Annotated in this window: 16 protein-coding genes and 1 pseudogene; 9 read left to right on the top strand and 8 right to left on the bottom strand. The window is 60.5% G+C overall.

Annotated elements, in window-relative coordinates:
* Positions 1 to 2: 2 nt before the first annotated feature.
* Together ACUN0E_RS37805 and ACUN0E_RS37800 are read right to left on the bottom strand one after the other, a co-directional pair.
* Positions 3 to 2,159 (bottom strand): glycosyltransferase family 2 protein, encoded by a 2,157-nt coding sequence (locus tag ACUN0E_RS37805; protein ID WP_445569813.1) that lies wholly within the window; start codon positions 2,157 to 2,159, stop codon positions 3 to 5.
* Positions 2,160 to 2,374: 215 nt separating this feature from the next.
* Positions 2,375 to 3,343, bottom strand: a complete 969-nt coding sequence (locus ACUN0E_RS37800; RefSeq protein ID WP_445569812.1) for a glycosyltransferase family 4 protein — start codon at positions 3,341 to 3,343, stop codon at positions 2,375 to 2,377.
* Positions 3,344 to 4,022: 679 nt separating this feature from the next.
* Between ACUN0E_RS37800 and ACUN0E_RS37795 the strand changes: the two genes are divergently transcribed.
* The 3 genes from ACUN0E_RS37795 to ACUN0E_RS37785 are packed head-to-tail and all read left to right on the top strand — an operon-like array spanning position 4,023 to position 7,923.
* On the top strand, positions 4,023 to 4,982 hold the full coding sequence (locus tag ACUN0E_RS37795) for a UDP-glucose 4-epimerase family protein (RefSeq protein ID WP_445569811.1): 960 nt from the start codon (positions 4,023 to 4,025) through the stop codon (positions 4,980 to 4,982).
* Between the two features lie 20 nt (positions 4,983 to 5,002).
* Positions 5,003 to 6,025 (top strand): MraY family glycosyltransferase, encoded by a 1,023-nt coding sequence (locus ACUN0E_RS37790; protein WP_445569810.1) that lies wholly within the window; start codon positions 5,003 to 5,005, stop codon positions 6,023 to 6,025.
* A gap of 11 nt (positions 6,026 to 6,036) precedes the next feature.
* The gene (locus ACUN0E_RS37785; protein ID WP_445569809.1) at positions 6,037 to 7,923 is read left to right on the top strand and encodes a polysaccharide biosynthesis protein; all 1,887 of its coding nucleotides are present in this window, start codon (positions 6,037 to 6,039) and stop codon (positions 7,921 to 7,923) included.
* A 117-nt stretch (positions 7,924 to 8,040) separates the two neighbouring features.
* On the opposite strand, the gene ACUN0E_RS37780 is transcribed toward ACUN0E_RS37785, so the two are convergent.
* Positions 8,041 to 8,334 carry a hypothetical protein gene (locus ACUN0E_RS37780; protein ID WP_445569808.1) on the bottom strand — a complete coding sequence of 98 codons (294 nt, stop codon included), beginning with the start codon at positions 8,332 to 8,334 and terminating at the stop codon, positions 8,041 to 8,043.
* 102 nt (positions 8,335 to 8,436) lie between these two features.
* Positions 8,437 to 9,537 (bottom strand): MraY family glycosyltransferase, encoded by a 1,101-nt coding sequence (locus tag ACUN0E_RS37775; protein WP_445569807.1) that lies wholly within the window; start codon positions 9,535 to 9,537, stop codon positions 8,437 to 8,439.
* Between the two features lie 268 nt (positions 9,538 to 9,805).
* Between ACUN0E_RS37775 and ACUN0E_RS37770 the strand changes: the two genes are divergently transcribed.
* Positions 9,806 to 11,455: a methyl-accepting chemotaxis protein gene (locus ACUN0E_RS37770; RefSeq protein WP_445569806.1), complete on the top strand. Its 1,650-nt coding sequence runs from the start codon at positions 9,806 to 9,808 to the stop codon at positions 11,453 to 11,455.
* A 292-nt stretch (positions 11,456 to 11,747) separates the two neighbouring features.
* Positions 11,748 to 12,782: a hypothetical protein gene (locus ACUN0E_RS37765; protein ID WP_445569805.1), complete on the top strand. Its 1,035-nt coding sequence runs from the start codon at positions 11,748 to 11,750 to the stop codon at positions 12,780 to 12,782.
* Positions 12,783 to 12,972: 190 nt separating this feature from the next.
* Here the strand turns inward: ACUN0E_RS37765 and galE are convergent, their stop codons facing one another.
* The 4 genes from galE to ACUN0E_RS37745 are packed head-to-tail and all read right to left on the bottom strand — an operon-like array spanning position 12,973 to position 17,293.
* Positions 12,973 to 13,995: a UDP-glucose 4-epimerase GalE gene (galE, locus tag ACUN0E_RS37760; protein ID WP_445569804.1), complete on the bottom strand. Its 1,023-nt coding sequence runs from the start codon at positions 13,993 to 13,995 to the stop codon at positions 12,973 to 12,975.
* Positions 13,996 to 14,007: 12 nt separating this feature from the next.
* Positions 14,008 to 15,156: a glycosyltransferase family 4 protein gene (locus tag ACUN0E_RS37755; RefSeq protein ID WP_445569803.1), complete on the bottom strand. Its 1,149-nt coding sequence runs from the start codon at positions 15,154 to 15,156 to the stop codon at positions 14,008 to 14,010.
* 50 nt (positions 15,157 to 15,206) lie between these two features.
* A complete protein-coding gene (locus ACUN0E_RS37750) occupies positions 15,207 to 16,034 on the bottom strand; it encodes a glycosyltransferase (protein WP_445569802.1) in 828 nt (275 codons plus the stop codon).
* On the bottom strand, positions 16,031 to 17,293 hold the full coding sequence (locus ACUN0E_RS37745; protein WP_445569801.1) for an oligosaccharide flippase family protein: 1,263 nt from the start codon (positions 17,291 to 17,293) through the stop codon (positions 16,031 to 16,033). Before ACUN0E_RS37745 ends, ACUN0E_RS37750 begins: the two co-directional genes overlap by 4 nt.
* A 294-nt stretch (positions 17,294 to 17,587) precedes the next feature.
* Here ACUN0E_RS37745 and ACUN0E_RS37740 point away from each other — a divergent pair, with 294 nt between their 5' ends.
* From ACUN0E_RS37740 to waaA, 4 genes and pseudogenes are all read left to right on the top strand, one after another.
* Complete coding sequence (locus ACUN0E_RS37740) at positions 17,588 to 18,982, top strand: phosphomannomutase/phosphoglucomutase (RefSeq protein ID WP_445569800.1); 1,395 nt, start codon at positions 17,588 to 17,590, stop codon at positions 18,980 to 18,982.
* A 162-nt stretch (positions 18,983 to 19,144) separates the two neighbouring features.
* Positions 19,145 to 20,146 (top strand): lipopolysaccharide heptosyltransferase I, encoded by a 1,002-nt coding sequence (waaC, locus tag ACUN0E_RS37735; RefSeq protein WP_408237333.1) that lies wholly within the window; start codon positions 19,145 to 19,147, stop codon positions 20,144 to 20,146.
* Positions 20,147 to 20,199: 53 nt separating this feature from the next.
* Positions 20,200 to 21,084, top strand: a complete 885-nt coding sequence (locus tag ACUN0E_RS37730; RefSeq protein WP_408237336.1) for a Kdo hydroxylase family protein — start codon at positions 20,200 to 20,202, stop codon at positions 21,082 to 21,084.
* A 76-nt stretch (positions 21,085 to 21,160) separates the two neighbouring features.
* Positions 21,161 to 22,476: pseudogene (gene waaA / locus ACUN0E_RS37725) on the top strand (lipid IV(A) 3-deoxy-D-manno-octulosonic acid transferase).
* The last annotated feature ends 2 nt before the right edge of the window (positions 22,477 to 22,478 follow it).

Genomic DNA, 22,478 nt, shown 5'->3' with positions numbered 1-22,478 from the left:
TGTTATTGAGCCTTCGGAAGACGCGGACTCATTGTCATCACGAAATCGGTGGAGTCGATGGAGAGATTCGGCGAATAGAACGGGTCGTTCCACAATGCGTCGCCCCAACGCTTCTTCACGAACTCGATTTCATTGACGAAGCGGGCCATCTTCTCAGGCGTATCTTCGTAACCGCGCGAAGCGGATTCGTGGTGGTACAACTCGGCAAAGGGGGTCCATACGTTGCGATAGCCTGCCTCCCGCACACGCAGGCAGAAATCGACATCGTTGAAGGCAATGACCAGGTCTTCGTCAAGTCCCCGAACTTCACGATAGATACTCGTACGAATGACCAGACACGCCGCCGTGACCGCGCTGACTGCATTGCGCAGGACGGCCCGGCAAAAATACCCAGGCGCATTTCGTGGCAGGTACTTGTGGCCGTGGCCGGCCAACCCGCCCATGCCGAGATACACGCCAGCATGCTGGACTGTGTCGTCAGGATAGAGCAGCTTCGCGCCCACAGCACCGACGTTGTCTTGCAGCGCGATGGAAACGAGCTCGCTCAACCAATCCGGTGTGATGACTTCAATGTCGTTGTTCAACAGACAGATAAACTCGGCTTCACTCGCCAGTGCAATGCGATTGTTGAGCGCAGAGTAATTGAACGGAGCGTCGTCGCGAACTACACGAATGCGTGAGTCGCCTTCATAGCTTTTGAACAGATCAAAGGTTTCGGACTTCTCTGAGCCATTGTCGATGATCGTGATCAGGTAGTTTTGGTATGTGGTGCGTTCCCTGATGGAGTCGACACACTGCTTGACTAGGCCGGCTGCGTCGCGAGTCGGAATAATGATTTCGACGAGCGACTCCTTTTCGGGCAAAGCATAGATGACCCGCTGGTACATCACAGCATCGTCGGCGGATTGCACTTTCGCCGCGATATTGCAGCGCGTCAGGTGCTCCTGAATGGCGCGGCCGGCGGCAATCACGGCGTAGGGCTTCGCATCCGCACCGGATGCGGTGCTTTCCGGCAGTACGCGCCAGTGATACAACACGCGCGGGATATGGTGGATGGCCTGTGGGCCGACAGCTTCCATTACGCGAAGCGCGAGATCATAGTCCTGCGAGCCTTCCATGCCCTCCCGGAATCCGCCGACCTGCTGAAGGACGGACGTCTTGTACACGCCGAAATGCGAGATCATGTTCTGACTGAGGAACAGATCATAGTTGAAATCACACTTGAAATACGGCTCGTATCGACGGCCGTCGACTGTGATCTTGTCCTCGTCGCTATAAATCACTGCGGCTCGCGGGTCTTGCCGAGCCAGATCTGCGACGTAGTACAGCGCCAACGGATGCAATTCATCGTCATGATCGAGCAGGCCCGTGAATTCGCCTGTGACCAGGGCTAACGCACTATTGCTAGCCGCACTGATATGACCGTTGGCCGGGCGGTATGTCACCTTGATGCGAGCATCACGCGCCGCATATTCGTCCAGAATCGCTTTCACGTGGGGTTGCGTGGACTTATCGTCCGCAATGCAGAATTCCCAGTTTGTATAAACCTGATTAAGTACCGAATCGATCACCTTGCGAAGATACTCGGCGGGTGAGTTATAAGTCGGCATCACCAGGCTGATGATTGGCTGACGATCCCAGCTGCTTGTGGCTTCCGCCAAACTGGGATAGCGATCCGGCGACACTTCATTGAGGGCGATCCAATTCTCGTAGGTAGGAGCAAGCGCAGTGCCGGACGCCGCCGCTGCATCAGCCTGTGCAAGTGCTGCGTGGTTCGCCTCGCCGAATGGCAAAGAGTTCTCGTCGACGACCAGCGCGAAGTCATTCAGCGAGAATGGCCCCGGAAACGCGATGGGATCAAAGCGTACCGCACGGAGCGTCCATGGGAATGAGATGGTTTGGTCCACCTTTCCGTTGGCGTCTGGGCGCAGCCAAACAGCCCCTTGCTCCGACATTCCGTCACCGTTATCAACATAGATCATGCAAGGTGTCTTTGGCATCTTGCCTGTCGTGAGCGAAAAAGACAGGTGTACAGTGCGTCCGCGCATGTGTTCCCAGCCAACAAAGGCAAACTGCGGATCGTTTGTCGTTGCGGTCCATTGGTATGCAGCACCTGAAAATGCTTCAACGTTGCTGAGTGGTTGCAGTTCAAGTTTCATGTTGGATACGGGCTGTAGATATATCTATGATGGACGACATTATCGAACGCTAAGCGAGCGCGCGTTAGGGGCAATGTCGAACGACGCGCGGACGATGCATCCTGACAGTCCCTTCTGGCCAGTCAGTTCAAGCTTTGGATCAACATCATGCGCTAATCCGGGATCCATGCAATCCTGAGTAAGTTCAACTTTGCCAAGCAGGCCAAACTCGAAAGTCATTTCGTCGACAGGGATGTATAGAGGTCTTTCAATGGCGAAAGCACGGCCTGCCAGCAGAGATTTCGCTCACTCAGCGTGCCGGCGTGTTCAAGTGTCAGCGCCTGCCGTATCGACTGCGCAATGCTGGAGATATCTTCTGGTGCGAGATAGGAAACTCGATCTGCGAAGTATTCTTCCGTCGAGCCGACGCGTGTGATGGCAATACGTGTACCGGAGGCATGCGCTTCAAGTGCTGCAAGGCCTGGCGTTTCTAGCGTGCTTGGCAAGCAGAACGCCTCGCATGCCGCGTAGGCCGATCGCAGGAGTGGCGACTCATGCGGTAGCGCGCCAAGATACATGACCTGGCCCCCCCCTGCTTCGAGGCAGGCGCGGGCATACTCCGGGTCACGTTGATGGCCGATGAGGATCACCTTCAGTTCCGGAATCGACTTCATCGCATGCATGAGCGCGAGTTGGTTTTTGCGCGGCTCGATATTCCCGACGTTCAGCACGAAGGGTTCGCGAATATTGAAGTGGTCGCGGAAAAGTGCTGGCGACACAGGCTCGTAAAACGTTTCTTCAACACCGTTATAGACCGTGACGAACTTCTCGCGAGGCAATTCGAACACCTGCGCGAGCGTATCGCATTCGATGTCGGAATTTGCCACCACGCGATCGGCCAATGAAAACTGATGCCTGATCTCGCCAACCGGATACAGATGCCTGGTCGTGTCTGTGATCCATAGACTGGATGATACGACCAACGGCAGTCCCAACTGTTTAACGAAGTTGCAGAAATGGACCGACCCACCGACACACGAGAAGAAGTGCACCACATCATGTTCGAGGAAGCGAGGATTCCACGGATCGAACAGCGTGACGTCCACGCCATGCGCGGGTAGATGCTTGCGATATGCGAGCAGCTGTATTTCTCCGCCTCCCGGGGTGTGGAAGGCCATTGGGTAAGTGGCGAATAGCACTTTCATGGATGGGACTCTATCTGCTCAAACGTTTATTCAGATCAACACTTTCTGCCGGCGCAATGACGCGTTCGCGATCATGCGGCGCGAAACGCTGATCCGTAAGATGCGTGGCGGCGATCCGGCCTGCACGTCGCAGGACGTGCGCGATGCGGCACGATGCAAAGCCCAGCGGTAACAGTGGTAACGAAGTGTTGGCTCACCAGAGCGAGGGCCGTTGTGCTCCACGTCGCTCTGGGGCGAAGTTGATTGTGCTGTTGTCGAGCACGTCGGATCGAAACCGCGAATTCCACATGCGCGAATATGTTTGAGATGTTAAGAATTGTTCGGACTGACGCCTGGATGGCTCGTCCGTTTTATCATCACGACCCGAGACCTCCGCCGTGCTTTCAGCCTGTTACCTGCTCAAGCATTTTAGCGCCTAACGCTCGCGAGAAGCGGGCTGAAGCGGAAGCTGCCCGCATACAATACGTCTTTCCAGACGAATTCCCTTATAAGCGTTGCCGATGCCAGATTGTATCGTGTCTCATCAACCTGTCCCGCCGTACGTCGGCGCGCGAAGCCTTACCGCAGAGCGTTCCTGTCTTCGATTGGTACGCATCGGGGACTGCGGCTACACGTCTGGCTTGAGAGGTGCGCTGATGTGCCGCCGCCTGGCAGGCGCGCGGTTGGGCGAGGCGCGTCGATGACTCAAAGAGTGCTGATTACCGGCGCCAACGGCTTCGTCGGCAACGCGGTTTCCCGTGCGTTATTGCAGCGCGGCGATAGTGTCATTGGTCTTGTACGGCGGCCGCAGACCGCTGCCGACGGGGTTCTCGAATGGCTCTTCGACGCCAACGACTTCGAAGGCATCGACGAACGCTGGCCGGTGGCAACGCGCTGCGACGCAGTCATCCACCTCGCCGCCCGCGTCCACGTAATGCGGGATACGACGGCGGATCCACTCGCCGCGTACCGCTTGACGAACGTCACCGGCACCTTGCGTGTCGCCGCAGCAGCTCGCCACAGGGGCGCGCGCCGCTTCGTTTTCGTCAGCAGCATCAAAGCTGTAGGGGAGGGCCATGCAGCCCACCCTATCACCGAAGCGGACGAACCCGCGCCCACCGACCCCTATGGCATCTCCAAGCTCGAAGCCGAGCGCGCGCTGATCGAATACGGTCGTGAATCAGGCCTTGAAATCGTGATCGTGCGCCCACCGTTGGTCTACGGCCCGGGTGTGCGCGCCAACTTCCTGCAATTGATGAGCGCCATCGCAAAAGGCATTCCGCTGCCGCTCGGCTCAATCGCAGCCCGTCGCAGCCTCGTGTTCGTCGACAACCTGGCCGACGCGCTCGTGCACTGCACAACCGACCCGCGCGCCGCTGGCGAGACCTTCCATGTCACTGACGGTCGCGATTTAAGCGTATCGGAACTTGCACGTGCACTCGCGAAGCAACTGCACGTGCCAGGGCGCCTCATACCGGTTCCCGTTGGTTTACTGCGCCTTGCCGGCCGGCTGACCGGTCGCTCGGCCCTGATCGACCGGCTAGTCGGCGAACTGCGCCTCGACAGCTCCCACATCTGCGAACGCCTCGGCTGGTACCCGCCTCACACAGTCGAACATGGCCTGCTTGAGACAGCCGCCTGGTATCGCTCAACGCACTGACAGCACTGAACCTATCCTCAATGCCGATCGTTTCGCTCCTTGCCCCCCCCGTCTTGCACCTGCTCCTTTGGGGCGTCGCAGCGCTGTGTGTGTGCGCGGCGATTCTGTGGTGTCTGCTCCGAAGTGGCCTTGCCTGGCGCCTCGCCACCGACATCCCGAACGACCGTTCGCTGCATACGCGCCCAACGCCGCGCGTCGGTGGCTGGGGCATCGTGCCGGTGGTCGTGATCCTGATCTGGCTCGCTGCCCCGACGCTATGGTTGCCTGCGCTGTTGGCGGCGCTGCTGGCCGCGTTGTCGCAAATCGACGATCGCCGTGGTTTGCCGGCGCGCGTCCGGTTCGGCGGCCATGCAGCGGCTGTGGTTGCGCTGATTGTCGTCTACCCGGCCGATGCGTCTTGGTGGGCCCTGGCGGCACTGGCGTTTTTACTCGTCTGGCTGGTCAATTTATACAATTTCATGGACGGGTCGGACGGCCTCGCCGGTGGCATGGCCCTGTTCGGCTTCGGCGGCTACGCGATCGCCGCGTCCATTTCGACCCATCCGGACCCCGCGCTCGCGCTGGCATGTCTAGTGGTGGCGGGGGCGGCAGCAGGTTTTCTGCTGTTCAATTTTCATCCCGCACGGATCTTCCTCGGGGACGCAGGATCGGTCCCCTTGGGCTTTCTAGCCGGCGCGCTTGGCTACTGGGGCTGGCGCGAAGGCGTCTGGCCGATCTGGTTCCCAGCGGTCAGTTTTTCCCCGTTCATTGGCGACGCCTCGGTTACCCTGCTCAAACGACTGCTCCGTGGCGAAAAATTTTGGCAAGCGCACCGCGAACACTACTATCAAAGACTGGTGCAGGGCGGTTTCGGGCACGCGTCGACAGCACGAATTTGGTATTTCTTCATGGCCGCGGGCATAATGCTTGCTTTATGGGCACTGAGTTTTGCTGTGGTTTTTCAATGGCTTGTTGTCGTCGCATGGGCTGCGGTGCTTGTGCTCGCCGGGCTTTTCATTGATCGCTACTGGCGGCGCCATGTGTCCCGTTCCGGGCAATCCTGAGGTTCTACGCAATGAAAAGATTCAAAGCCCGATGGCTTTCGTTCAGTGCGTTTGCGTTCGACTTGTGCGCGGTGGCTCTGGCCTGGATGCTGGCCTACGTGATCCGTTTCAACGGACCGGTGCCAGCCCCGTTCTGGTCGAGTGGTCTGCACGCATTGGCCTGGGTGCTCCTGGTCTACGCGGTGATGTTCCGCAGCTACGGGCTGTATCGCGGCATGTGGGTCTTTGCCAGCTTGCCCGATCTTGTGAGAATCGCCAAGGCGATCGGCGTCGGCGCGGTGATCGTGGTCATCGGCTCGGCACTGTTGCAGCCGGCCCCCGTCGTGCCTCGCTCTGTCCTGATCGTTTCGCCGATGCTGCTTTTCCTCGGAATGGGCGGTTCGCGCGCGCTATACCGAGCTGCGAAGGAATTCTATCGCTACGGTGGCCTGGTCGGGCAGGGCAAGCCTGTGCTGGTGCTGGGTGCGGGTAACGCGGGTGCAAACCTTGTGCGTGAGCTGAAACGCTCGGGCGAATGGCGCCTCGCGGGTCTGCTCGATGACGACCCGGTCAAGCAGGGCCGCGAAATATACGGCTATCGCGTGCTGGGTGCTATCAGCGATCTGCAGAAGATCACTGCTGAGCTGAAAGTTGAGCACGTCATCATTGCGGTGCCTTCGGCTTCGGTAGAAGCGCATCGCCGCATTGCCACGCTGTGCGTGCGCGCAGGCGTGCGCGCGATGACGCTGCCGGCGCTCACGCCACTTACGCAAGGGCAGGCTTTCCTGTCGCGCGTGCGGCAGATCGATCTTGAGGACTTGCTAGGCCGCGATCCGGTAATGATCGACACGCAGCACGTCGAAGCCCTGCTTAAAAACCGCGTCGTGATGGTGACCGGCGCGGGTGGTTCGATCGGCTCGGAACTGTGCCGGCAAATCCTGCGCTTCGGCCCGGTGCAACTGGTGGCGTTCGATATCTCCGAGTTCTCGATCTACCGTCTCAACGAAGAGTTGCGCGATAAATATCCCGAAGTATCGGTGGTGCCGATCATCGGCGATGCGAAGGATTCGTTGCTTCTCGACCAGGTGATGGGGCGTTACTGTCCGCATATCGTCTTTCATGCCGCGGCCTACAAGCACGTGCCGCTGATGGAAGAGGTGAATAGCTGGCAGGCGGTGCGCAACAACGTGCTCGGCACGTATCGGGTGGGACGCGCGGCGATCCGTCACGACGTCGCCCACTTTGTTTTGATCTCCACCGACAAGGCTGTCAATCCGACCAACGTCATGGGTGCAAGCAAGCGCCTTGCGGAGATGGCTTGTTCAGCGTTGCAACAGGGCGCAAGACGCACGCAGTTCGAGACCGTTCGGTTCGGCAACGTGCTCGGCAGCGCCGGCAGTGTGATCCCGAAGTTTCAGGAGCAGATTGCGCGCGGCGGTCCGGTGACGGTCACGCACCCGGAAATTACTCGCTTTTTCATGACGATTCCGGAGGCGTCGCAACTGGTGTTGCAGGCGTCGAGCATGGGGCATGGCGGCGAAATTTTCATTCTCGACATGGGCAAGCCGGTGCGGATCGCCGACCTCGCGCATGATCTGATCCGTCTTTATGGCTTTACTGAAGAGCAGATTCGTGTGGTGTTCACCGGTCTCCGCCCTGGGGAAAAACTGTACGAAGAATTGCTCGCAGACGACGAAACAACCACGCGTACCCCGCATCCGAAGTTGCGCATCGCGCGGGCGCGCGAGGTGCCGGACAGCTTCATAGACAATCTGCTGCCGTGGCTTATGCAGCACCGCGTATTAAGCGACGACGAAGTTCGCCGCGACCTACGCCGCTGGGTACCGGAGTATCAACCGGCCACCGCACCGGCGCTGCGTAGTGTCGGCAACGTCACATCAGTCACGCGGGTTTCCTAATACTCACTCGCGACGCGGCTTCCCGTCGTTGTTGCTGTCACACATTAAAAAAGGCGCTCCAAGCGCCTTTTTTATTACCGCCACACATCCACCGCACTAACCAAACAGCAGCAAAACTCAAAAACTCCCACAAGGATTCGGTGCCGCGGTAGTCGTGGCCTTGGTCGCCACCGACACGGCCGCCAATGCCGCCATTGTCCCCACCACCTTCAGCGTTTTCGTCAACGGATCCGACGTTGCGTCACCCGTATCGGCCACTTGCCTACGCGTGTACGCCGTGCATTCCGGCTGGCGACTCACCGCAGCCACGGGCTTCGTGCTCCAGACAATATTGTCCGACGCGGTATTGGCGAACGCCGGCAGACTGACGGCCAACGCGCCGAGCGAGAAAACATAGGCTTTCCACTGCATAACGGAATCCCCAGGATGACCGATTGTGCCGATGATATTCGCGCTTGCCGCTTGCCGCTTGCCGCTTCCAGGCAAACAATGCACCGATTTTATGCGCGTTGCTTACCGCTTCCCTTTCCTCACCACCATCCATCGCGGCGACTTGAATCGCACAATACTCACATAAAGCCAGACATAGGTCAGGGCAAACACCACCACAAAACAGAACAGATGTAGCGTATGCCGCCAGAATAACGTCGCCGGTACGACTGCGATCAGACACAGCAACCAGAGGTACGGCGAGGTCAGCGAGTTCCGCCGCGTCAATTCCCGCGCCGTTCTGGCGCCGACCGCCCAGCGCATCAAGCGCTTATAAACCAGCATGTGCAGATGCACGCCATCGGGAATCCCCGGCGACATCCCGCGAATAAACTTCTTCCGGTAGATCGAGAAGCAGGTCTCGAAGATCGGATACATGAAAAGCAGCACCGGATACCACGCCGACACATCGCGGTTGCGCATCACCAGCATGATCGACAGCTCGGCGAGCATGAAACCGATGAAATACGCGCCGCCGTCGCCGAGGAAAATGAGCCCCGCCGGAAAATTCCAGATGAAGAAGCCGAGCACCGCGCCCATCATCATGAACGACGCCGACAGCACGATCGGATCGGACACCTGGAACGCCACGTAAGCGAGCGAAGCGAACATCATGAACGCGACCATGGAGGCGAGGCCATTGAAACCGTCGACGATATTGATCGCGTTGGCGAGCGCCGCAACAGCCAGCACCGTGACCACGCAGGAGATCACCGCATACGAGAGCAGGAAGTCGAGCGGCGGCACGCTAATACGCGTGACGGCGATATCCAGCAGGAAATAGGCGAGGGCGGCCGCTGCCATCGTGCAAACGAGCCGCGCGAGCGGCGACACGCGCTTGGTCAGATCCTCGGCCAATCCCGAGCCGAACGCCGGCATACCGCATGCAATCAGCCCCAGAATGCCGCCCGACACGGCGGGATACGCATGATGCAACTGCACGGCGGACACGATCAGTCCGACCAGAATCCCCGCCCCCCCGATGCGTGGCACCGGGCGCACATGGAATTTCTGCACGCCGGCCAGATCGGTGTCGGTGGAGAATTTTTCATGCAGATGGGCATAGCGCACGATCAACAGCGTGATCAGCAGTGAAACGAGAAAGCCGAGCGCAAAACTAAGCATGAAAGTGGGCCTGAGCGAAGACGCCGAATTATACAAACGAAACGCATACCGTCCTGAAAAGCAGCGTTTGTGCCAATTGCACGAAAAATCCCAGATAGTGACGCCCGGGCCGTCCGCAAACCCATGCCCGTCATGGATTTCACCTATTTAACGAGGTCTTCGGAAGGCCGTTAACCTGGATGCGGCGAAATATTAGTTGCAGGCGAAAAGACGGCCGCCTGCGCATCGTGGGGTTCGCCGCCGATCAATGAGACGTTCCGGAGACCCAATGCTTAACAACCTCACCATTCGTGGCGGCCTGACGCTGGTGATCAGCGTATTCGTCGCTTTCCTGCTGATTGTGATCGGCGTCGGCTACGGCGCGCTCAAGCTCGCGAATAGCAGCCTCGACGAAACTCAGCATAGCGCCGTGGCGCTGTCGCATCTGAAGGCAAGCTCGGAGAAGCTGCTGCAAGTGCAGCTCGCGCTCGGCTCCTATCAGACGCTCTTTAGCGTCGGCAAGCAAACGGACGACCTGTTGCCGGCCGCGCATAAGGTGCTGGTCGAATCGAACAAAGACTTCAGCGGTTACATGGCCGGCCCGTTCGCGAGCGAGGCTGAGAAGAAGCTCGCGCAGAGCGTCGAGCAGGCACGCACCGTGCTCGTCGATAAGGCAATCGAACCGGAGTTCAAGGCACTGAACGACTTCGACTTCAACACCTTCCGCAACATCCAGGGCGAAACAGCGAACGCCTTTTATGCGACCTATTCGAAGGCCATCGATGCCCTCCAGCGCTTGCAGATGGACAGCCAGCGCAAGCAGGCCGATTCGGCGGCCCAGCAATTCCAGATGGCGACGCTGCTGTTCGCGGGCATCGGCGCGATTGCCATCGTGATCGGCGTGATGGCGCGGATCGGTTTGTCGGCGGCGGTGGTCAAGCCGGTCAATGCGACCATCAAACATTTTGAGCGCATTGCCGCGGGCGATCTGACGATTGCAATCAAAAGCAGGTCGCGCAACGAGATGGGTCAGTTACTGAGCGCGCTGACGAAGATGCGTGACGGCCTCGTCGAGACGGTCGCAAAGGTGCGCGGCAGCACCACGGCGATTACGCAAGGTGCAAACGAGATCGCCTCGGGCAACGCCGATCTGTCGGCGCGCACCGAGCAGCAGGCGGCGGCACTTCAGCAGACCGCGGCAAGCATGGAGCAACTGTCGGCGACGGTGAAGCAGAACGCGGATAACGCGAAGCAGGCTAATCGGCTTGCGCATGGCGCGCTGGATACGGTGACGCGCGGCGGCACCGTGGTGTCGAGTGTCACCAAAACGATGGACGGAATCACCGAGTCATCGCGCAAGGTGGCCGAGATCATCGGCATGATCGAGGGGATCGCTTTTCAGACCAACATTCTGGCGTTGAACGCCGCGGTGGAAGCGGCCCGGGCCGGCGAGCAGGGGCGCGGGTTTGCCGTGGTGGCCTCGGAAGTGCGCAGTCTCGCCCAGCGGTCCGGCACGGCGGCCAAGGAAATCAAGGCGTTGATCGGCGATTCGGCGGCTCAGGTGCAGCAGGGAGCCTCGCTGGTGGCGGAGGCGAGCCGGACGATGAATGAGGCGATGCAATCGGTCGAACGCGTGACGGGGATCATGGGCGAGATCGAGGCCGCAGCGCAGGAACAAAGCGAAGGGATTGAGCAGGTGAATAAAGCGATCACCCAGATCGACGAGGTCACGCAGCACAACGCTGCACTTGTTGAAGAGGCCGCTGCGGCAGCGAAGTCGCTGGAAGAACAAGCGACGTTGCTACGTGACGCAGTCGCGGTGTTTCGACTTGACGATAACGCATCAGCCGTGGCCGGCAGCAGGATAGCTTTGACGGAATCCGGCAGCGGCGGCCGTGCATCGTCGGCGCACAACGCCTTGCATCTTCAAGCGACCTGAGCTGGGCCGGGTCCTATCGTGGCCCGGCTGCCACTCAGTCGTCGCTTGGTGAGCCGCCGCTCGGCACGAGCTGCTTCCGAATGTTTCGCGAGTTCGCTGAGCCTACTCCGACCTCATCTGCTGCGACTGTTGCGACGCATAACGGCATCTGTAGGCTAGCATGCAGGTGTGATAACACCGTACGGCGTGTCGGGTATATTTCGGGCGTGTCCAGTTGCACTGTGAGCTACTTACAGCCAACCGTCGACTATTCTCACGCGACCGATTTATCGTAAATGGGCCTAACTGAAAGATGCGGGTTATTTATTTTTGCACGTCTCCTAGACCCGGCACGCATGCCGGGGGCGTCAAAGTCATCTACGACCATGCACGGGCGCTGACGGCGATGGGCGTTGAGGCGTTCATCCTGCATGAACGCAGGGGTTACCGCTATCCGTGGACAGACCAACCGGTCCCTACGATTGCAGACTACCAACTGCGTGCCGGCGACCACCTGGTAATTCCGGAAATTAAGGCTGCGGCCCTCGCGCGCAAGCTTGCCGGGAGCAATTTCCGGTACTCGATTTTTGTCCAGAACGGCTACTACCTTTCGCATCGCGATGGCGGCATGTCCGATGCTGACGTGGATTTCGCATATCGGAACGCGGAACACATCCTGTCGATTTCCGAGGATACGTCGAGTCTTATTAGGCTCCACTATCCGGACCTGTCCGCGCGGATACTGCGGATGACTTGCACGGTGGATTTCAACAGGTTTCAGCAGACCGAAAGCAAGGAAAAGCTAATTACCTACATGCCGCGCAAGAACCGCGACCACGCTGAAGCTGTGGTCTTTGCTTTGAAACGTCACCTGCCAGTTGACTGGGCGATTCATGCGATAGACGGGCTGAAGGTTTCCGAAGTGGCGGACGTGATGCGCCGGTCCCGCATTTTTCTCTCGTTCTCTGGCATGGAGGGGTTGGGCTTGCCTCCGATAGAAGCCGCGTTGTGCGGCGACTACGTCGTCGGCTATCACGGTGGGGGAGGCAAAGAATATTGGTGCTCGCCGAATTTTGACGCGGTGGATGTCGGCGATATTGCTGGGTTTGTTGCAAAGATCATCGCGCGGGTGGAGGCGAGCGACAAAGATCCCCGACTGCTTGAACTTCAAGATGGCATCGGGGCGCTGCGCTCGATGTTTTCCCGCGACAACGAGGATGCACATTTGCGGATGTTTGTGCGGTTGCTAGAAATGGATCCGCCGTCGCCTGACAAGAGCAGCAATGTCGCGATCAAGTTGCAAAAGCGCATGAAGGTTGGGCTGTGGGCGCGACTTCGTCGCTGGTAGCGTTCACCAATCGACACGTAGGCTTTCGGTGGTCGCAGGATTTGCGTAGCAAGACGTCACGTCGGCCGCCCAGCATGACGCGACCTCATAGGGTACACGCTTGCCGGAGGCCTCTTCAAATTGCCTGGACCTCGTCAATGACATATATCCTTGACCTGTACCGAGATTCCGCCTCCGACGTTCAATCAACTCAAGCAAATCCGTGCGGATTGTTCGACTGCCACCGCCAGTGATCCGCGCACATCCGCTCGATCCCAAACTCCGCGCGCCAGCCGATGACATTGAAAGCTGCCGCCGGGTCAGCAAAACACGACGCCACATCCCCAGGCCGCCGCGCCACGATCTCATAAGGCACAGGCCGCCCAGAAGCCTTCTCGAACGCCTTAACGACATCAATAACGCTATACCCCTGCCCAGTCCCGAGATTCACCACAAAACTGGCATCGCGCTTAACCAGCGCGTCCAGCGCGGCCAGATGCCCACGCGCCAGGTCCACAACGTGGATATAGTCCCGCACTCCCGTGCCATCCGGTGTTTCATAGTCGCCACCAAACACCCGCAGCTTCTCCAGCTTGCCGACAGCCACCTGCGCCACATACGGCATCAGGTTATTCGGAATACCAGCCGGATCCTCTCCAATCAAGCCGCTCTCATGCGCGCCAACCGGATTGAAATATCGCAGTGTCGCGATCCGCCATGAAGCATCCGCCACTTCCAGATCGCGCAAAACCTGCTCGGCAATCAGCTTCGACTGCCCATAAGGATTGGTGGCGGACAGCGGAAACGATTCGTCGATTGGCGAACTCTCCGGGACGCCATACACCGTTGCCGATGAGCTGAACACGAACTGCTTCACGTTGCGATCGCGCATCACGCCGAGCAGCGCCAGCAAACTGCCGACGTTATTGCTGTAGTACTCGATCGGCTTGGCGACCGATTCGCCCACCGCCTTCAGCGCGGCAAAGTGAATCGCGCCGGTGATCGGGTGGGCGTCGAAAATACGGTTGAGCGCCGCTTCATCGCGCGCATCGGCTTCGTAGAAGCTCACGGCCTTGCCGGTAATTTTCTCCACGCGCCGCAACGATTCGCGGTTGCTGTTCACGAGATTGTCGATTACCACGACGTCGTAACCGCCGTTCAGCAGTTCGACACACGTGTGCGAGCCGATAAATCCTGCACCGCCCGTTACCAGAATCGTACCCTTCGTGGTCATGCTGTTGCTCCGTTAAAGTAAAACGCCCGTCATTTTCTGCACCAGGTCTTTATACGTTTCGACGACCACACGTTCGTCGAACTCTTGCGCGACTTTCTGTCGTCCGCGTTCAGCCATTGCGCGGCGCTCGGCGCTGCTCATGTCGAGCATTTGCGCCAGCTTCGCCGTGAGACTTTCTACATTGCGCACTTCGCACAACAATCCATTGACGCCGTCCGCCACTACTTCACGGCAGCCGGGCACATCGGTCGTGACAATCGGCCGGCCCATCGCCGACGCTTCCATCAGCGTGCGAGGCACGCCTTCGCGATATGACGGCAGTACGACGCAGTCCGCGCCGGCGATGAGAGGCCGCACGTCGTGCGCCTCGCCAAGATACTCGATGATGCCTTCCTGCTCCCACGCAGCCACCTCTTCGCGTGTGATCGCGCTGGGGTTGTCGACGCCGACGGGGCCGAGCAATTGGAACCGCGCCTGCGGATAACGTTCGCGCAAACGCCGCGCCGCTTCGACATATTCGCCGACGCCCTTGTCCCACAAGAGCCGCCCGATCAGCACGAACTTGAATTCCGCCTGCTCCGGCAGCGGCGTGAAGGCGAACTGTTCGAGATCGACGCCTTCGCCATGCAGGAGCCGCGCACGCTCAGGATGCACCAACAAATTCTGCTCGACAAACGCGGCCTGATCGTCGCGATTCAGGAACCAGACTTCGCGCGGGAAACGGAAGGCGAAACGGTACAGTTTTTTGGCGACTTGCGCCGCGCGGCTCTGCTGGATGAACACGTAGCCGAGCCCGGTTGTCACCGCTACCGACTGCACGCCCGCCAGTTTCGCCGCGACCGAGCCGTAGATGTTCGGCTTGATCGTGTAGTGGAACACGACGTGCGGGCGAATGCTTCTATACAAACGATACAACGACAAAAGTGTACACAGGTCGTCGCGCGGGTTGGTGCCTTTGGACGCCACCGGCAATTCGATGCAGCGGCACCCCATCGCGGTGAGCAACTCGAACGTGCGGTCGCGCGGCGCGAGCACCGTCACGTCGACGCCGCGTCCGACCAGCATGCGGATCAGTCCTTGCCGATACGTATAGATTGCCCAGGCGGTGTTACAGACGAGTGTAATGCGCAGCGCGGGCGTCGACTTCAAGGCAGGCTTCATGCGGGAACGGGCTCGACGGTGAGTGACGGGTGAATGACGAGGTAACGGCATCAGTGGCTCGCGCGCGGCGCGAGCAACGTGCGTTTGACCCGCTGCAATGCGCGGTAGGGGGTCACCAGATGCAGCAGGTTTTTAGCGAGCCCCAGCCAATCGTACAAATTGGCGGCGTTGAAGTAGCGAAGTTGCAGCCGCAGCGTCGAGTTGACCTGGCGGCGCCGTTTGGTCGCGCTAATGCCGCCTTCGTTCAGCTCGTAATAGAGCCCGAGTTCCGGCAGATTCGCGCAGTCGTAGCGCTCCATCAGACGCACGAACAGATCGAGGTCTTCGGCGGACGGATAGGCCGCGCGATAGTTGCCGACCGTGCGGACCGCGTCGATACGCAGCATCATCGAAGGGTGCGCCAGGCATGAGCGGAAGAAGCGCAGACGCCGGATCTCATTCGGTTCGGCAGGCGGCGTCAGCATGAAGAGCGGTTTGCCTTCACGCGTGACGACCTGCGTCCACATGCCGAGGCCGGCCACGTGCGGATGCAACTCCATGAACGCGCGTTGTTTGGCGAGCCGCTGCGGCACGCTGCGGTCGCCCGTGTCGATGCGTGCTGCGTAACGAAAGCCGCGCTGGGCGAGGGCGTCGATGCCGGTTTGCAATGCGCGCTCGATGCCGCCATTCTGTGGCATGCGCAGCACTTCGATCTTCATGTTCGGGATAGCCGGCGCGACGATCGGAGGCGTGCTGCCGTCGTCGACGATCAGCACATGCACGAGCGCGCTTTCGCTGAACGAGGCCAGCGTGAGATCGACGTCGGCCTGGCCGTTGTACGCGGGCATGAGCACCGCGACGTCGTCGAGGGAAAGCGCTGTGGCGGATGAATTCGTCATGGGCGCAATTTGAAACGAATGTAATAAAGATTAACCGAGGCGGCGGCGAGATAACCGGCCGCGAGGCCGACCAGCGCACCGTAAGCGCCAAACCGCGGAATCGCCAGCAGATTGACGACGAACGCAACAGCCAGTGCCAGCAGCCACTTCGAGAGCAACACGAATTTGGCCTGATATTTCAGCACGATCAGATTGCCGATCGCTTCGATCCCGGCCGGCACGGAAAGCCATACGGCCCAGCGGAAAATCTCGATCGCGCCTTCGAAATCCGGCCCGAACACGCGGCGGATAATGATGCCAGCGAGCAGATCCAGCACGATCGCGCCGCTCACCATCAGCGCGGCGGTCATGGCGGTGAGCCGCCACACGTTGCGGCGCAATTGCGCGGCGTCCTGCACGCGGTAGACAAAGGCGGGCGCGATCGTCTGCGCAAGCATCAACGCGAGCGTGATCCAGTTTTCGTTCAACTGTTGCGCGGCGGAATAGCGGCCGAGGTCGGCGAAGGAAATCGCCCGTTCTAGCATGAGTCTGTCCAGTTTCAGGAACAGATACATACAGATCAGGCCGAGCCAGAACACCGTGCCCGCGGTCGCGAAGTGCTTGAAGAGCGAGCGGTCGACATGCCAGCCGAGCTTGCCGCCATGCCGGCGGATGTAATAGATCAGCAGAACCGCGCCGATCAATGCCGATTCGGCGGCCCACAGCCAGCCAAAGCGCGTGGGTGTTGCCATTGCGCGCACCAGCAGATAGACGAAGCCGGCCTTCAGCACCGCGGTGCTCATGCTGGTGAGCAACTGCGGCTTGCTATACGTCATGCTTTGCAGCCACGCGTTGATCACGCCGACGAACGGCTCGCGGAACAGCATCGTCACCGCGAGGCCGGCGAGCATGGCGCCCACCAGCGGGTCGAAGAAGTGCAAAGCGATGCCGAGCCAGGTCAGCAGCAGCGCCCCGACGGAAACCGAAAAGCGCAGCGCGAAGGCGCTGCCGAGCACCGTGCCCAACTGGGTTGGCGGCCGGCCAACGATGGTAGGAACCAGAATTTCCGCGCCGCACACCCAGGTGATCGGCGAAAGCACCAGCAGCAGCGTGTTTGCGTACTGCCATTTGCCGAAGATGTCCGGCCCGAAGTAGCGCGCCAGCATGCCGCTGATCACGATCGCCACGCCGATCTGCGTAAGCCGCTCCAGCCCGAGCCAGACGATATTGGTGAAGGCGCGCGTGACGTCGGGATTGGCGAAGCGTTTGAGCGTCAGCATCCGGTCGCCGCTCGCCAATCCGATTGCGCGCGTTGCATGTGTTGTGCGGGGGACGCAACGTGCTCCAGGGCGCAATGTGTAACAGCCCACCTGGCCGGCTGTCGCGGCAACTTTGCAAAAGCAGGGCGTCTAAGCATTAGAATGGGCGTCTATTAGGGTATGTCCGAAAAGCGCAATTATAAGTTGGAACCGGATCGCTTCCGGCAAGGGCGCATCGCTCGGGTTTCAGATAGTTTTACCGATCCCTCGGCAATGCGCCGGTCAAAATTTTCCATTGCACGCAAGTGAGCCAACATGATCTCCAAATCTATTTTCAAGGCGTATGACATTCGCGGTGTGATCGGCAAGACGCTCGACACCGACGCAGCGCGTTCGATCGGCCTCGCTTTTGGCAGCGAAGTGCGAGCGCAAGGCGGCGACGCCGTAGTTGTGGCTCGAGACGGACGCCTGTCGGGTCCCGAGCTGATTCAGGCGCTGTCGGACGGTCTGCGTGCGGCCGGCGTCGACGTGGTCAACGTCGGCATGGTGCCGACTCCGGTCGGCTACTTCGCGGCCAGCGTGCCGTTGAAGCTCGATGGCGGCGAACGCCGTGTCGATTCGTGCATCGTCGTGACGGGCAGCCACAATCCGCCTGACTACAACGGCTTCAAGATGGTCCTGCGCGGCGCGGCCATTTACGGCGAGACGATCCTCGCGCTGCATCAGCGCATCGTCGACGAAAACTTCTCTGAAGGTAGTGGCACGTACACTGAGTACGACATTGCCGATGCGTATCTGGATCGCATTACCAGCGACGTCAAGATCGCACGCCCGATCAAGATCGTGGTCGACACCGGCAACGGTGTGGCAGGCGGCCTCGCGCCGAAGCTCTTCAAGAAGCTCGGCTGCGAACTGGTCGAACTGTTCACGGAGATCGACGGCAACTTCCCGAATCACCACCCGGATCCGGCTCACCCGGAAAACCTCCAGGACGTGATTCGCGCGCTGAAGGAAACGGATGCAGAAATCGGCTTCGCGTTCGACGGCGACGGCGACCGCCTCGGCGTCGTCACCAAAGACGGCCAGATCATCTATCCGGACCGCCAGTTGATGCTGTTCGCCGAAGAAGTGCTGTCGCGCAACAAGGGCGCGCAGATCATTTACGACGTGAAGTGCACGCGCAATCTGGCCAAGTGGGTCAAGGACAAGGGCGGCGAACCGCTGATGTGGAAGACTGGCCACTCGCTGGTCAAGGCGAAGCTGCGCGAAACCGGCGCGCCGCTGGCAGGCGAAATGAGCGGCCACGTCTTCTTCAAAGACCGCTGGTACGGTTTCGACGACGGCCTGTACACGGGCGCACGTCTGCTGGAAATCCTCACACGCGTGGCTGATCCGAGCAAGCTGCTGAACTCGCTGCCGAACTCGAATTCCACGCCGGAACTGCAACTGAAGCTCGAAGAAGGCGAAAACTTCGAACTGATCGCGCGTTTGCAGCAAAACGCGAAGTTCACAGGTGCGGACGAGGTCGTGAAGATCGATGGCTTGCGTGTCGAGTACCCGGACGGCTTTGGCCTTGCGCGCTCGTCGAACACCACGCCGGTGGTGGTGATGCGTTTCGAAGCCGATAGCGACGAAGCGCTCAAGCGGATCCAGGAAGACTTCCGCCGCGTGATCATGGCGGAGAAGCCTGACGCGAAGCTGCCGTTCTGAAAGCTTGAGCGGCGGCGCGGTTCTTCATGAGCTGCGGCTGCTGTCGAACGCGGCGCGGGTTCCACTTACCGCGCCGCGTTTTTTCATGCCATTTACCCGTGTCGCGCTAGAATTGCGCTCCTTTCACTGCATCTTCGGGCCGGATAGCCGGTTTTCCCACACTTGAGCGTGCAAAAGATACTGATCGTGAGGGTGTCGTCTTTAGGCGACGTCGTTCACAACATGCCGGCGATCGCCGACATCCGACGCCGCCATCCCGACGCCCAGATCGACTGGCTCGTCGAGGAAAGCTTCGTGGGGCTCGTGGAGCTCGTCAGCGGCGTGCGGCGGGCGATTCCCGTGTCGCTGCGGCGCTGGCGCAAGCGCATCCTGTCCATCGACAACTGGCGCGAGATCGGCGCGTTTCGCCGCGCGCTCGCCGCCGAGAACTACGACCTCGTGATCGACTGCCAGGGGCTCATCAAGACTGCGTGGGTCGCGAGCATGGCGCGCGGACCGCTGGTCGGCCTCGCGAACCGTACCGACGGCGCCGGTTTCGAATGGCCGGTGCGCTTCTTCTACGACAAGCGGGTGCCGATCGAGCCGCGCACCCATGTGGTCGAGCGCACGCGCCAACTGGTGGCCGCGGCGCTGGACGACCCGCAGCCGCAACCCACCGACGAAATCGACTTCGGCATCGACACCGGGCGCGCGGCGCTGGCTTTGTCGGAGGCGAATCTGAACCTGCCGGTGCCTTATGTGGTGTTCGTGCACGCCACCTCACGCGCCGATAAGCAGTGGCCCGATACCGCGTGGATCGAACTCGGTCAGTCTCTGGTGCGGCGTGGCGCGTCGATCGTGCTGCCGTGGGGTAGCGAGGCAGAGCGCGTCACCAGCGAACGCCTGGCGAAGGAGTTCGGCGCTGCGGCCATCGTGCCGCCCAAGCTGTCGTTGCCGGCGGTGGTCGGCCTGATCGAAGGCGCCGTCGCGACAGTCGGGGTTGACACAGGTCTAGTTCACATTGCCGCGGCGCTGAAGCGGCCGACAGTCGAGTTGTACAATTTCGCCACTGCGTGGCGTACCGGCGGCTACTGGTCGCCGAATGTCGTCAATCTCGGCACGGCCGGCAAGCTGCCCACGTTGCAGGAAGTCAAGTCCGCACTGGCCGGTTTCGGCCTGCTGTAGTGTTGTGACGCGGCGTGCTTCGCCTTACGCTCCATCCGTTTTCAAGGGCGACCATGAACGAAACCCAGATCATCGAAGTAGCGAACGCTGACTGGCACGGAAGCAATCTGTCCGTGCCGCGCGAGATGCTGCTGGCCGGCGTCGAACGCGGCAAAGTGCTGTATTTCCCGAATCTGCGCTTTGCGATCGAAGGCGGCGAACAGGCCTTGCTCGATCCCGCACTGGCCGATCCGAGCCGCAAGAACATCAGTCTGGAGCCGAACGGCGGTGCCTTGCACGGCGTGGCCGGCGACGCGGTCACGCAATCGGCGGTGCGCGCGTTGATCGCGCGTTATCAGGCCAATGCGCGCACGCTGGTTGACGGACTCTTTCCCGAATACAACAGCAAGTTGCGCGTCGCGCCAACGAGCCTGCGGCTGCATCAGGTGGAAGGACGCGAGACGTCCTGGCGTAAGGACGATAGCCGTCTGCATGTCGATGCCTTCCCGTCGCGGCCGAATTACGGCGAGCGCATTCTGCGCGTGTTCACCAATGTGAATCCGCATGGCGCACCGCGTGTGTGGCGCGTCGGCGAACCATTCGAGGATATGGCCAAGCGCTTCTTGCCGCGCATCAAACCGCAGATGCCGGGCTCCGCGTGGCTGCTGAACCTGCTGCACGTCACCAAGTCGCCGCGCAGCGAATATGACCATTTGATGCTCAATCTGCACGACGGCATGAAGGCCGACCTCGAGTATCAGAAGTCGAGCCAGCAGGAGACCATGCCGTTTCCGCCGGGTAGCGTCTGGGTGTGTTTCTCCGACCAGACTTCGCATGCGGTCATGTCCGGCCAGTTCATGCTGGAGCAGACTTTCTTCCTGCCGGTCAAGGCGATGGCGCAGCCGGACTGCGCACCGCTCGGCATTCTCGAGCGCCTGAAGGGCAGGGCTCTCGTTTGAGCGCCGCTGTCTGTTTCGATCGCGCGGTGAAACGCGCGCTTGCATTCGGATTCGCGCGCGGGCGTGCGGAGTCCCGATGCTGAGGGTGATTTATAACGCGCTCTGGTGGATTGTCGCACCGGTTGCCGTGCTGCGTTTGCTGATCCGTTCGCGCAAGGAGCGTGGCTATCGCGAGCATATCGCCGAGCGCTTTGGTTACTCGCGTGGGCGGTTGCCGGAAGACAACGCGCCGTTGATCTGGGTGCATGCGGTGTCGGTGGGCGAGACGCGTGCCGCGCAACCGCTGATCGAAGCGTTGATCAAGGCGCGTCCCGCGCGCGAATTCTTTTGACGCATATGACGCCGAGTGGCCGCGCCACCGGCGAGCAGATTTTCGGCGACCGTGTATTGCGCAGCTATCTGCCGTACGACATGCCGCATGCGGTGCGGCGGTTTTTGCGGACGTGGCGGCCGTCGCTCGGTCTGGTGATGGAAACCGAAGTGTGGCCGACGCTGATCGACGAATGCCGTCGCGCGGATGTGCCGCTGGTGCTGACCAATGCGCGGATGTCGGCACGTTCATACAAGCGCGCGGCGAAGTTCGGCAATGCGACCAGGGACGTGTTCGGTGGATTCGCACGGGTGCTGGCGCAGAGTCCGTCGGATGCGGAGCGGCTTACTGCGCTCGGCGCGCGGAACGCCGCAGTACTCGGCAATCTGAAGTTCGATATGAGCACGCCGCCGGAACTGGCGGCGCGTGGTCATGCATGGCGTGCGGCGATCGGCACGCGGCCTGTGTGGGTCGCCGCAAGTACGCGCGAAGGCGAAGAGGAACTGGTGCTGCAGGCGTTCGCGGCGTTGGGCATCGACGATGCGTTGCTGATCCTGGTGCCACGTCATCCACAACGGTTTAACGAAGTGGCGGCGTTGGTCGAGAAGGCCGGCTTGCATCTCGAGCGGCGTTCGACGTGGGCGCCTGCTGCTACGGTGGCATCGGCTGCAGCTTCAACTGCAGGCGGCGGTGCGCCCGCTCTGTCTTCCGACGTGAACGTGCTGCTCGGTGATTCGATGGGCGAGTTGGGCGCTTACTATGCCGCCTCGGATCTGGCGTTTATCGGTGGGAGTTTGCTGCCGCTGGGCGGGCAGAATCTGATTGAGGCCTGTGCGGTCGGCGTGCCGGTGCTGATCGGGCCGCATGTGTTCAACTTTACGCAAGCCACCGCGGACGCGGTCGCGGCGGGTGCGGCGGTGCAGGTGCAGGATCCGGCTGATCTGGCGCGGGCGCTTCGCGAGCTCTTCGGCGACAAGGCCAGGCGGCTGGCGATGAGCGGTGCTGCCTCGGCGTTTGCCGCGCGCCATCGCGGCGCGACGGCACGGACTGTCGATGTGTTGATGGCGTTGCTGCCGGACTAGAC

Source organism: Paraburkholderia sp. D1E, from assembly GCF_052682275.1.
Note: the sequence above shows the minus strand (reverse complement) of the source record. Positions and strands in the feature narration are given on the sequence as shown.